10 protein-coding genes are annotated in these 12,511 nt (G+C 64.6%); 2 read left to right on the top strand and 8 right to left on the bottom strand.

Annotation, left to right across the window (positions count from 1 at the left end; all coding sequences use genetic code 11):
• Positions 1-78: 78 nt before the first annotated feature.
• From G6N73_RS08930 to dusB, 8 genes are all read right to left on the bottom strand, one after another.
• The gene (locus G6N73_RS08930) at positions 79-939 is read right to left on the bottom strand and encodes a D-amino-acid transaminase (protein WP_165026314.1); all 861 of its coding nucleotides are present in this window, start codon (positions 937-939) and stop codon (positions 79-81) included.
• Between the two features lie 44 nt (positions 940-983).
• Positions 984-1,745: an MBL fold metallo-hydrolase gene (locus G6N73_RS08925; protein ID WP_165026312.1), complete on the bottom strand. Its 762-nt coding sequence runs from the start codon at positions 1,743-1,745 to the stop codon at positions 984-986.
• Positions 1,746-1,771: 26 nt separating this feature from the next.
• Positions 1,772-3,148, bottom strand: a complete 1,377-nt coding sequence (trkA, locus tag G6N73_RS08920; protein ID WP_165026310.1) for a Trk system potassium transporter TrkA — start codon at positions 3,146-3,148, stop codon at positions 1,772-1,774.
• A gap of 34 nt (positions 3,149-3,182) precedes the next feature.
• Positions 3,183-4,544 (bottom strand): nitrogen assimilation response regulator NtrX, encoded by a 1,362-nt coding sequence (gene ntrX / locus G6N73_RS08915; protein ID WP_165026308.1) that lies wholly within the window; start codon positions 4,542-4,544, stop codon positions 3,183-3,185.
• Positions 4,534-6,825, bottom strand: a complete 2,292-nt coding sequence (locus G6N73_RS08910) for a sensor histidine kinase NtrY-like (RefSeq protein WP_165026306.1) — start codon at positions 6,823-6,825, stop codon at positions 4,534-4,536. Before G6N73_RS08910 ends, ntrX begins: the two co-directional genes overlap by 11 nt.
• A 214-nt stretch (positions 6,826-7,039) precedes the next feature.
• Positions 7,040-8,497: a nitrogen regulation protein NR(I) gene (gene ntrC / locus G6N73_RS08905; protein ID WP_165026686.1), complete on the bottom strand. Its 1,458-nt coding sequence runs from the start codon at positions 8,495-8,497 to the stop codon at positions 7,040-7,042.
• Entirely contained in the window at positions 8,494-9,627 is a 1,134-nt protein-coding gene (locus tag G6N73_RS08900) for a two-component system sensor histidine kinase NtrB (protein ID WP_165026304.1), read from the bottom strand. Before G6N73_RS08900 ends, ntrC begins: the two co-directional genes overlap by 4 nt.
• On the bottom strand, positions 9,624-10,652 hold the full coding sequence (gene dusB, locus G6N73_RS08895; RefSeq protein ID WP_165026303.1) for a tRNA dihydrouridine synthase DusB: 1,029 nt from the start codon (positions 10,650-10,652) through the stop codon (positions 9,624-9,626). The genes G6N73_RS08900 and dusB overlap by 4 nt, the downstream gene beginning before the upstream one ends.
• Positions 10,653-10,792: 140 nt before the next feature.
• Between dusB and G6N73_RS08890 the strand changes: the two genes are divergently transcribed.
• Entirely contained in the window at positions 10,793-12,022 is a 1,230-nt protein-coding gene (locus tag G6N73_RS08890) for a bifunctional 2-C-methyl-D-erythritol 4-phosphate cytidylyltransferase/2-C-methyl-D-erythritol 2,4-cyclodiphosphate synthase (RefSeq protein ID WP_165026301.1), read from the top strand.
• Positions 12,019-12,507: a CinA family protein gene (locus tag G6N73_RS08885; RefSeq protein ID WP_165026299.1), complete on the top strand. Its 489-nt coding sequence runs from the start codon at positions 12,019-12,021 to the stop codon at positions 12,505-12,507. Before G6N73_RS08890 ends, G6N73_RS08885 begins: the two co-directional genes overlap by 4 nt.
• The last annotated feature ends 4 nt before the right edge of the window (positions 12,508-12,511 follow it).

Below are 12,511 nucleotides of genomic sequence, written 5' to 3'. Positions count from 1 at the left end.
CATGTCAAGCGCGCAAACTATGCCCTCGCCGCAAGATGCGACGAACGGAACGGGATACCTATTTCCATAATGCGGTTATCAGGCCGGTCTTTTTTCCGCAATGTCAAAAAATGCCTGCCGCAGGGAAAGCACAACCGATCCGGGATGCCCGTTTGCGATGGGTGCGCCGTCTATGGCGACGACCGGCATTGCGAGCGTGGTCGCAGAGCTGATGAAGGCTTCGCGCGCCGCCTTGGCCTCGGCCACGGTGAAGCCGCGCTCCTCTACCCTCAGACCGAGCTTTGCCGCCACGTCTAGCAAGGTCGTCCGGGTGATACCTCGCAGAATGCCGTGCTCGGCCGGCCGGGTGACAAGTGCGCCATCCCCGGTGACGATCCAGGCGTTGGAAGATCCGCCTTCCTTGACGGTTCCGTCTGCGTCGATGAACCAGGCTTCCTGCGCGCCTGCCTCGCTGGCCTTCTGTTTCGCCAAAACGTTGGGCAGCAGCCCGACTGACTTGATGTCGACGCGGTCCCAGCGATTCTCGGGCACGGTAATGACCTTGATGCCGTTTTCAGCGCGTTTTGCCGCCGCGGCCGGGTCGACTTTTCTGGCCGTAACCACCACCGATGGCCTCGTGCCGGCCGGGAAAAGGAAGTCGCGGCTCGCCACGCCGCGCGTCACCTGCAGATAGACCAGCCCGTTCTTCACGCGGTTGCGGCGTATCACCTCCAATATGACGATTTCCATCGCGGCGCGGTTCATCGGCCAGGCGATCGACAGTTCGCGCAGCGAGCGGTCCAGTCGGTCGAGATGCCGCTTCATATCGACGATGTAGCCGCGCGCGACCTCGCAGACCTCGTACACGCCGTCAGCGAACTGATAGCCGCGGTCCTCGATATGCACGCTGGCTTCGGCGTGGGCGACGTAGCGTCCGTTGACGTAGGCAATGCGCGGCATCTTTTGGTCCTGTCCCCGATAATGTTTCCTGGGTGGCGCGCCGCTTAGCGGGCAGCGGCCGGCAATGTCAGAAGCTCGCCGTCGACCGGCACGAGCAATCGTTCGGGCGACAGCCGGCGCGAGGCCGCATGAGCCCGCAGCGCGTCACGGCTCACCGTGGCGTGATCGAGCGCTTCCATGTGGGTGGCGATCACCGTGGTCCTCGGCGCGACCTCGGCCGTCTCGACCGTCTGCTCCGCATCCATGACGATCAGCGTGCCGTCCCACATCGCGCCGCATGAATGCGTTACGATCACATCCGGCTCGAAAGCCTTGATGGTTTCGAGCACCGGCAGGTAGAGTACGGTGTCGCCGGCCCAGTAGACCGACGGCTCGCCCTCCGCCTCCAGCGTGAAGCCCATCACCTGCCCCATCTTGTCAAGCACCGCGCCGGTGCCATGATTGCCCTCACGCCGGGTGATCCTGATACCGCGCCAGGTGATTTCGCCGGTAAGCGGCGTAACGTCGGTGAAGCCGGCCTGGCGTATGGTGGATTCATCGCCCGGCTGGCAGATCAGCGGCCAGTGCTTGGGTATTGTTTCCTTCGCGACGGCGTCGAAATGATCCGTGTGCAGTTGCGAAACGATGACCAGCTCCACACCGTCGAGGATCTCCTCGACCGGTACCGGCAACTCCACCATCGGATTTTGCGAGCGGCCGGTAAAGGATGGCAGGCTGTGCTTCGGAGCGAAATACGGGTCGACGAGAATCGTCGCCCCGCCATAGGCAAGCTTGAGCGTCGCATTCCGGATGAGCTGGAGTTGCATGGATGTCCTGATTTCCGAGGGGCCGCTCAAAAGAATTCGAGGCTGACGCGGAACATCTGCTCGACCTGCTTGACGGCGTGGGCGAGCGCGAAGATGACCACTCTGTCCTTCGGCTTGATGCGCAGCGAGCCGCTCGGCTTGATCACCTCGCCGTCGCGGTAAATCGCGCCGATGCGCATGCCGTCCGGCAGATCCAGCTCGCGCAGGAACGGGCCGACCAGCGGCGAGGTCTCCAGCGCCTCGGCCTCGATGATCTCGGCCGCGCCGCGCTGGATGGAATGCACGGCGCGGATGCGCCCTCGCCTCACATGCTGCAGGATGCGCGAGACGGTGACCGTGCCGGGGTTGACCGTTGCGTCGATGCCGACGGATTTGGTGATGTCGAGATAGGCCGGATTGTTGATCAGCGCCAGGTTCGACTTGCAGCCGAGGCCCTTGGCCATGACGCAGGACAGAATATTGACCTGGTCGTTGTTGGTCAGCGCGATCATCAGGTCGGCTTCCTGGATGTCGGCTTCAAGCAGCAGCTTCTGGTCGAGGGCGCTGCCGTTGAGCACGACTGTCCGGCGCAACTCGTCGGCGATCGCCACGGCGCGCTCGCGCCCGTGCTCTATCATCTTGACCTTGGTGCGGTTCTGGCGCTTCTCGATGGTCTTGGCCACGAACAGGCCGATGTTGCCGCCGCCCGCGATCACGATGCGCGTGGCTTCCTGTTCCTCATGGCCGAAAAGGCCGAGCGTGCGCCGCACCTGGTCCTTGGTGGTGACGACATAGGCGAGATCGCCGGCGATCAGCTGGTCGGCCGAACGCGGGATGAACAGCTTGCCGTTGCGGGTCACGCCGACAACCGTCGCCGGCAGATCCGGAAAAAGCTCGCTCAACTGCGCCAGCGGCGTGTTTATGACCGGGCAGTCCTCCAGGCATTCGATCGCCACCATGGCGATCTTGTCCTCGGCAAAGCGCACCACGTCCTTCGCGCCGGGCAGCGCGATACGGCGCAGCACCATCTCGCCGACTTCCAGTTCCGGCGAGATGATCACGTCGATGGGCAAATGGTCGCGCGAGAACAGGTCCTGATAGTGCGGCTGCAGATAGGACTGCGAGCGGATGCGCGCGACCTTCATCGGCACATTGAACAGCGCGTGCGCCACCTCGCAGGCGACGATGTTGACCTCGTCGTAGAGCGTCACCGCGATGATCATGTCCGCCTGTTGGGCGCCGGCTCTTTCCAGGACTTCGGGATGCGAGCCGTGCCCGACGAAGCCGCGGACGTCGAGCGAATCGCGCACGGCCTGGATGAGTTCGGGCGAGGTGTCGATGATCGAGATATCGTTCTTCTCGGCCGCCAGCCTTTCGGCGATGCCGTAGCCGACCTGGCCCGCGCCGCAGATTATGATGCGCATCTAAGGCTCGGCCAAATGCTGGAATGGGACACGGTCAGACTCCGAGGGATTTCAGTTTGCGGTGCAGTGCCGACCGTTCCATACCAATGAACTCCGCCGTGCGCGAGATGTTGCCGCCAAACCTGTTGATCTGTGCGATCAGATATTCCTTCTCGAACATTTCGCGCGCCTCGCGCAGCGGCAGCGCCATGATGTGCTGGTCCGACTGATTGGGCGCGCGCGGCATCACATCGCCGATCTCGGCGGGCAAAAGGTCGGCGCTGATCGGCGCGTCGACGTCATTACCGCGCACCAGGATCATCAGCCGCTCGATATTGTTGCGCAGCTGCCGCACATTGCCCGGCCAGTTATGCGCCTGCAGCACCGCCATGGCGTCCTCGCCTATGCGGCGCGGCTTGATGCCTGCCTGCCTGGCAACCTGCTTCATAAAGCCGTCAACGAGATAGGGAATGTCCTCGCGCCGCTCGGCAAGACCCGGCACCATGACCGGCACCACCGCCAGGCGATGATAGAGATCCTCGCGGAAGCGTCCTTCGGCGATCATCGCCTCGAGATTCTGTGCGGTCGACGAGATGATTCGCACATCGACCTTGACCCGCTTGGCGCCCCCTACCCGCTCGAACTGCTGGTCGACCAGCACGCGCAGAATCTTGCTCTGGGTCTCGCGCGGCATGTCTGCGACCTCGTCGAGATAGAGGATGCCTCGATGCGCCTCCTCGAGCGCGCCGACCTTGCGCTCGCCGCCATTGGATTCGGTGCCGAAAAGCTCGATCTCCATGCGCTCGGGCGTGATCGTCGCGGCGTTGAGCGAAACGAATGGCCCGGTCTTGCGCGCCGACAGCGCGTGGATGGCGCGTGCGACCTGCTCCTTGCCTGAGCCGGACGGGCCGATGATCATGATGCGGCTGTTGGTCGGCGCCACGCGTTCGATCGTCTGGCGCAATTGCGTCATGGCCGACGACATGCCGATCAGGTCGTAGGTCTCGCCGCTGCGCATCTTCAGGTCGAAAACCTCGCGCTTGAGCTTGGAGGTTTCGAGCGCGCGCTCGGCGATCAGGATCAGGCGGTCGGCCTTGAACGGCTTCTCGATGAAATCATAGGCGCCGCGCCGGATTGCCGAAACCGCGGTCTCGATGTTGCCGTGGCCCGAGATCATCACCACCGGCAAGTGCGGGTGCATGGTCTTGATCTCGTCCAGCAGCGCCAGCCCGTCGAGCCGCGACCCCTGTAGCCATATGTCCAGGAACACCAGCCGCGGCACGCGGTCGGCAATCGTCGCCAACGCACTGTCGGCGTCGTGCGCTGTGCGGGTTTCGTGACCTTCGTCGCTCAGGATTCCGGCGACGAGTTCGCGGATGTCTTCCTCGTCGTCGACGATGAGAATATCAGACGCCATTATCGACCTTTTCAGTTTCTCGTTCGGCCGCACCGCCGCCGTGGGGCGGCAGCGCTGCACTTTCAGGTGCGGCGGGCAGAAGCATGGTGATCATTGCGCCGCGTCCGTCATGGAAGTCGGGCGGCGCATCGTGCAGCTCCAGCCGGCCGCCATGGTCCTCCACGATCTTTTTGACGATGGCGAGGCCGAGCCCGGTCCCCTTCTCGCGCGTCGTCATATAGGGCTCCAGCAGGCGCTGGCGGTTTTCGCGCGGCAATCCCTTGCCGTTGTCTATGACATCGACGCGGATCATCCTGCCCTCGCGAGCGGCCGTGATCCTTATCGCGCCGGCCTGCCCGTTCTCGCGTTCTGCCGCCTCGATCGCCTCGGCCGCATTCTTGATGACGTTGCCGAAGGCCTGCGACATCAGCCGGCTGTCGAACTTACCCTTGAGCGGCTCGCTGCCGAAATCGCGCTCGAAGGCGATATCGGAGCGGCTGACCTCGATGAGGAACGATGCCTCGCGCAACGGCTCGCGCAGGTCCATGACCGTCATTTCGGGCTTCGGCATGCGGGCAAAGGCCGAGAATTCGTCGACCATGCGGCCGATATCGCCGACCTGGCGGATAATCGTGTCGGTGCACTGGTCGAAAACCTCGCGGTCTTCGGTGATGACCTTGCCGTAGCGGCGCTTGATGCGCTCGGCCGAAAGCTGGATCGGGGTCAGCGGGTTCTTGATCTCGTGGGCGATGCGCCGCGCAACGTCCGCCCAGGCCGATGTCCGCTGCGCCTGCACCAGGTCGGTGATGTCGTCGATGGTCACCACATAGGATTTTTCGTCTTCGACTTTTTCGCCGGCCTCGACGGTTATCTGGACGTTGAAGGTCCGCTCGGCGCCGGCGCGGTAGAATGTCACCTGCTCGCGATAGACTGGCCTGCCCGATTTGCGCCCGATCTCGAAGACGCGCCCGACCTGCGGCAGCAGCGCCGACAGGTTCTGGCCGACCGAAGCTTTCGCCGAAAGCGCCAGCATGGTTTCGGCCGAGCGGTTGACGATGGTGACGATGCCGTAGGGATCGACGCCGATGACGCCGGCGGTGACGCCGGCAAGCACCGCTTCCGAAAAGCGCCGCCGCTCGTCCACAAGGTCCTTGGCGGCGAGGATCTCGTTGCGCTGCGATTTCAACTGCAGCAACATCTTGTTGAACGTGTCGCCCAGCGAGGCGACGTCGCCGTCCGAAGGCCGCACAGGCACGGCAACGTCGAGATTGCCGGTCGCGACCTCGTCGGCCGCGCCGATGAGCTGGCGGATAGGCCTGACCAGCCGGTCGGCGACCGCAATGCCGGTCCATATCGCCGACAGCACGATGACCAGCGTCAGCCCGAGATAAAGCAGCGCGAAGGCCACCTGCGTGGTGCGGCGGTTGGCTTCCAGCCCCCGATAGGCGTCGGTATTGGCCGTGACGATCTGGCGGGCCTTGATCACTTCCGGGTCGACCAGCCGGATCGTGTAGAGATAGACGTCCGGGATTTCCCGCAGCTTCACGACCGCGCCGACAATGTTGCGGGTGCGCGGCTCGATCAGCACCGGTTGGCCGTTCTGTGCGTCCTGCACCGCGCCGGCCGGAGGCTCCGGCATCGTGAAATCGGCGGCCGTCTCCGCGCTCATAATGAACGAGCCGTCGTCGCGGATCAGCGCTGCGTGCGCCAGTGCCCGGCCGATCGCCTGCTGGCTCATGAAATTGCGAAAGCCGGTGCGATCGAGATTGTAGAGCGTGCGGGCATTGTCCAGGTCGTAAGCCATGGACAGCGTCGTCCCCTGCAGGTTGCGGGCGTTCTCCTGCACATAGGCTTCGGCGATCGACAGCGACGAATTGACGATCGTCTTGGTGCGGATCTCGAACCAGCGGTCGAGCCCGATATCGAGCGTAATCGACGCGATGATGGCGACCAGAATGGCCGGCAGCGCCGCCACGAGCGAGAACATTGCGACGATGCGCACATGCAGCCGCGACGCCGCCTTGCCGCGCCGGCGCGCCGCCAGCACACGGTGCACCTCACGGCCGATCAGAGCGATCAGGAAAAGGATGAAAGCGGCGTTGATACCGATGATCAGCGCCAGCGTGGTGGCGTCGTCGGGCTCGATCGGCGTCGCGCCGACCAGGATCGCGAACGAGATCGCGGCCGTGGCAAGCGAACCCACGACAGCCACGATGCCCGGCAGCGCCAGCAGACGGCGGCCGTCGAGTGACCCGGCTTGCGAGAAAAGCCGCGTGGTTGCAGGTGATGCCGGAATCGCCATGTCTGCTGTGGAGCCTCGTTTGCGTTGGATGTATGCAACGCATTGTGGCGATTATGCAACAAAATGGCGGTGAGCGGAAATGTTTGACGTTATGCCGCGCAGAACATGATCCCGAACCGAAGATCCGCGAAGCGAAAGGTTGCAGACCTTTTGGACAGGCTCATTGGGCTAAAGAATTCGGGCCATTCCGATTTCCACCGGTATGGCTTTGAGCTCAGGCCTGTTTCGACGCCCGGTAGACGTTGACGCCGAGTTCGCGGATCTTCTTGCGCAGCGTATTGCGATTGAGGCCGAGCAGTTCGGCGGCCTTGATCTGGTTGCCGCGCGTAGCCGTCATCGAGGCGAGCACCAGCGGAAACTCGACCTCGGAAAGGATACGCTGGTAGAGCCCGGCCGGCGGCAGATCGCCGCCGAAGGCCGAGAAATAGCGCTGCAGATAATGCTCGACCGCCTGCCCGATCGACAAATCGTCGGGGATGAGGCTGCCGCCCGGCACGGCCGGCTGCGCGCCGGTCTTAAGCTCCATTTCGATGATCTCGGCCGAAATCTCGTCCTGGGCGTAGAGCGCGGCGAGTCGCCGGACCAGGTTTTCCAGTTCGCGCACATTGCCCGGCCAGGGATAGCGCTTCATCAGTTCGATGCCGCCGCTTGAAATCCGCTTGGTCTGCAGGCCCTCGCTCTCGCCCTGCTTGAAGAAGTGCCGGACGAGGTCGGGAATATCCTCCGAACGCTCTCGAAGTGCTGGAAGACGCAGAGGCACGACATTGATTCGATAGAACAAATCCTCGCGGAAAAGCCCCTGGTTGATGAGCGTGCGCAAATCCTTGTTGGTGGCCGCGACGATGCGCACATCGGTCTTGATCGGCGTGCGTCCGCCGACGGTGGTGTATTCGCCCTGTTGCAGAACACGCAGCAATCTCGTCTGCGCCTCCATCGGCATGTCGCCGATCTCGTCGAGGAACAGCGTGCCGCCCTCGGCCTGCTCGAAGCGCCCGGTGGAGCGGTTCTGCGCGCCGGTGAAAGCGCCCTTCTCGTGCCCGAACAGTTCCGATTCGATCAGGTCGCGCGGGATGGCAGCCATGTTGATCGCCACAAACGGGCCGTTGCGCCGCCGGCCATATTCATGCAGCGCCCGCGCCACGAGTTCCTTGCCGGTTCCGGATTCACCGGTGATCATCACCGTCAGGTCGGTCTGCATCATGCGGGCAAGCATGCGGTAGATGTCCTGCATGGCCGCCGACCGCCCGACCAGCGGCATCGATTCGGGCTGCTCGTCCGGCTGGGCGTCGCCTTGAGGCCGCCGCGGCTCGGACAGCGCGCGGTTCACGATATTCAGCAGTTCGTTCAGGTCGAACGGCTTCGGCAGATATTCGTAGGCGCCCGTCTCCGAGGCGCGTATCGCCGTCATGAACGTGTTCTGCGCGCTCATCACCACGACCGGCAGTTCGGGCCTGGCCTTCTTTATGCGCGGCAGCATGTCGAACGCGTTCTCGTCGGGCATCACCACATCGGTGATGACCAGATCGCCCTCGCCCGCCGCCACCCAGCGCCACAGCGTCGCCGCGTTCGAGGTCACGCGCACCTCATGGCCGACCCGCGACAGCGCCTGGTTCAGCACGGTGCGAATAGCGGCGTCGTCGTCAGCGACCAGAATATTGCCTTTGACCATTATTGGGCTCCCTCGCCGTCATGCGAAACGGGCATTTCCTTCCATGCCGGCATCAGGATGCGGAAAGTCGTGCCGCGCGACGTGGAGTCGCATTCGATGATGCCGCCATGCTCGCCGACGATCTTGGCCACCAGCGCCAGGCCGAGGCCGGAACCATTCGGCTTTGTGGTGATGAACGGATCGAACAGGATCGGCAGTATGTCTTCCGGCACGCCCGGCCCGTTATCGTGCACGCAAAATTCGAGCGGCAGCGAAACCCGGTCCTGCGAACCGGGAGCCGAGACGCGGATGCCGGGCCGGAACGCGGTCGACAGCGAGATCTCGCTGGTCGGCTGGTTGCCGGCCGCCTCGGCGGCGTTCTTCACCAGGTTCAGAAATACCTGTACCAGTTGATCCCGGTTCGCGAACACCGAAGGCAATGATGGATCATAATCCTCGAAGATCTTGATCCGGCTTGCAAAACCGTTCTTCGCGATCGCCTTAACATGGTCCAGCACGACGTGAATGTTGACGGGATAGCGGTCGATCGGCCGCTCGTCGGAAAACACTTCCATACGGTCGACCAGCGAGACGATGCGGTCGGTTTCGTCGGTGATTAGCCGCGTCAAGGCGCGATCTTCGTCCGGAACCACCGTCTCCAGAAGCTGGGCCGCGCCGCGAATGCCCGACAGCGGGTTCTTGATCTCGTGCGCCAGCATGGCCGCCAGCCCGGTCACGGAGCGCGCCGCGCCGCGATGCGTCATCTGGCGGTCGATCTTGTCGGCCATCGAGCGTTCCTGGAACATCACCACCACCGAGCCGGGCAATTCCGGAACCGGCGCGACATAGAGGTCGACGATCCTTTCGACGCCGAGACGGGGCGAGGAGATGTCGACGCGGTACTCATTGACCGGCGCCCCGCGCTCGCGGACCTGCTCGACCAGGGCCAGGATCGGGCTGCCGAACGGCACGAAGCGCGCCAGCGTGTTGCGGGCGAGAACGGCGGCGCTCGACCGGAAAAAATCCTCGGCGTCGGCATTGGCGTAGCTGATCAGGCCGTCTGCATTGATCATGATGACCGGACGGCGGATGGTGTTCAGCACGATCTCGGCCGCCGAGGGCTCCTCCACGACTGAGGCTGCTGGCAGGTTCATGCGGCGCTCCTTGCGGCTTGGGTTTGCCACGGCGTGGTCAGGGCTTGCCTCAGCGCGGCAATAACCTGTGCCGGCTCGAAGGACGACAAAACGGTCCGGCGAAGCTCCGCCGGCGCCCCGTCCGCATGGCGGTCGAGATACCAGCCGAGATGTTTTCGCGCCTGGCGCAGCCCGCTCTCGACGCCGTACAGCGCCAGCATGTTCTCGTAATGCGCGACGACATAGTCGGCGGCGGCGCCGTCCGTCGGCGGCACGCCCGGTGCATTTGAACCTGCAGCGCCATGCGCGATCGAGCCCGCCATCCACGGCGCGCCGTAGCTGGCTCGACCGACCATCACCGCATCCGCGCCGGAGAGGCTCAGGATTTCCTGCGCGTCGGCCAGCGAACCGACGTCGCCATTGGCGACGACGGGTATGGAAACCGCCTCTTTAACCCGCGCTATCGCCCGCCAGTCGGCCTTGCCCTGATAGAACTGGCAGCGCGTGCGGCCGTGCACCGTCACCATTTTGACGCCGGCCTGCTCGGCCCGCCGCGCCAGCAGCGGCGCGTTGAGCGCGCTTTCGTCCCAGCCGAGCCGCATCTTGACCGTCACCGGCGCCTCGACCGCGCCGATCACCGCCTCGATCAGCGCCAGCGCGTGGTCGAGATCGCGCATCAGCGCAGAGCCGGCATAGCCGCCCGTCACCTTCTTGGCCGGGCAGCCCATATTGATGTCGATGATGTCTGCGCCCTCGCCCGCCGCGATCCTCGCGCCTTCCGCCATATGCACGGCTTCGCGCCCGGCAAGCTGGACCATGTGCACCGGCAGGCCGGAATGGCGGACCCGCCGCGCGGACGCCGCATGGCCCTTGGCCAATTCTCCGCTGGCGACCATTTCGGAAACCACCAGCCCCGCGCCATGCGCATAGGCGCGCGTGCGGAATGCCTCGTCCGTGATGCCCGACATCGGCGCCAGGAACACCCGGTTGCGGATGGTCACACTGCCGATCTCGAGCGGGCTGGCCAGATTGCTCACTTCAGGCATGCACAAAAACAAAGCACCTTTTCACGCTGCTTAATCCCTAGACATTTTGAGCGTCGCGCGCAACCGCCCGATGCGCCGAAATCATGGCCGGACCGGGAAATTGCTAGCCATTGCGCCGGCCTGCGACTATGCGTCTCGTCATGGAGAAGAGTTCCGACATCTCGGCCGAGCACATCGACGGCCCCGTTGCCGTGGTCATTGTGGCGGCGGGCCGGGGCGAGCGCGCCGGCCAGTCCGACGGTCCCAAGCAGTACCGGAGTATCGGCGGGCGCACCGTCATCGCGCGCACGCTCGACGCCTTCCTCGCGCATCCGGACATCGGTCCGATCGTGGTGGCGGTCCATGCCGACGACGAGGCGCTGTTTCGCGCCGCTGCTCTCGATGCGGGCGATCGGGTCATGGTCGTGCATGGCGGCGCCACGCGGCAGGATTCGACGCGCCTCGGCCTGCTCGCCTTGAAGGAAAAATCACCCGGCGCGGTGCTGATCCATGACGGCGCCCGGCCCTTCGTCGACGCCGAGACCATCGACCGCGTCATCCTGGCCATAGACGCTGGGCACGGCGCGGTGCCGGCTTTGCCGGTGTCAGACACGCTGAAGAAGGAAGCCCCCGACGGCACAGTCTCCGAAACCGTGCCGCGCGCCGGCCTCCATGCCGCGCAGACGCCACAAGGCTTCCCCTTCGGCCCGATCTTCGCCGCGCACCAGAAGGCGTTCGAGGCGGGCGTCGCCGATTTCACCGACGATGCGGCGATCGCCGAATCGGCGGGCATTCCGGTGCGCATCGTTCCGGGTTCCCCCGACAATCTGAAGCTCACCTGGGCCAGGGACATAGCGATGGCCGACCAGCGCCTCACCGGTTCCAGAACCGCATTTCCCGACGTCCGCACCGGCAATGGCTACGACGTGCATTCCTTCGAGCCGGGAAACAGCGTGACGCTGTGCGGGGTCGCCATTCCGCATCACCAAAAGCTTTCCGGACATTCCGACGCCGATGTCGGCCTGCATGCGCTGACCGATGCGCTTTTGGCCACCTGCGGCGCCGGCGACATCGGCACGCATTTTCCACCCTCCGATTCGCAATGGAAGGGTGCGGCCTCGCGCATCTTCGTCGAGCATGCGGCAACGATCGTGCGCGCCAAGGGCGGGCGCATCGCCAATGCCGACATCACGCTGATCTGCGAGGCGCCGCGCATCGGGCCGCACCGCGACGCGATGACCGATGCGCTCGCCGCCATACTCGGCATCGACCGGTCGCGCATTTCGGTGAAGGCGACGACCAACGAAAAGCTCGGCTTCATCGGCCGCGAGGAAGGCATCGCGGCGATCGCCACGGCAACCGTCGTCTATCCGGGGGAATTGCCCGAATGAGCGGCACGGAGCCCCTCGCCCGCGCCGTGCTCGATGCCTGCACGCAGCGGGACATCATGCTCGCCACTGCCGAAAGCTGCACCGGCGGCATGATCATGGCTGCGCTCACCGACATCGCCGGATCGTCGGCTGTGGTCGACCGCGGCTTCGTGACCTATTCCAATGCGGCGAAGATGGAGATGCTCGGCGTATCGGCCGCTACGCTCGACGCGCATGGGGCGGTCTCCGCCAAGACCGCGCTCGAAATGGCCGCCGGCGCCCTTGCCCGTTCCCAGGCGGGCATTGCGCTTTCAGTCACCGGCATTGCCGGCCCCGATGGCGGCTCGGCGGAAAAGCCCGTCGGCCTGGTCTGGTTCGGCCTGGCCCTAAAGGGTTCTCAGCCCATCGCCGAGCAGCGCGTCTTCGAAAATCGCGGCCGCGATTTCATCCGCCGCGAATCTGTGCGGACGGCGCTGGAGATGGCGCTGAAGGCGCTGCAAGTTTAGGTCG

It is taken from the genome of Allomesorhizobium camelthorni, assembly GCF_011045125.1.
Lineage (GTDB): Bacteria > Pseudomonadota > Alphaproteobacteria > Rhizobiales > Rhizobiaceae > Allomesorhizobium > Allomesorhizobium camelthorni.
Note: the sequence above shows the minus strand (reverse complement) of the source record. Positions and strands in the feature narration are given on the sequence as shown.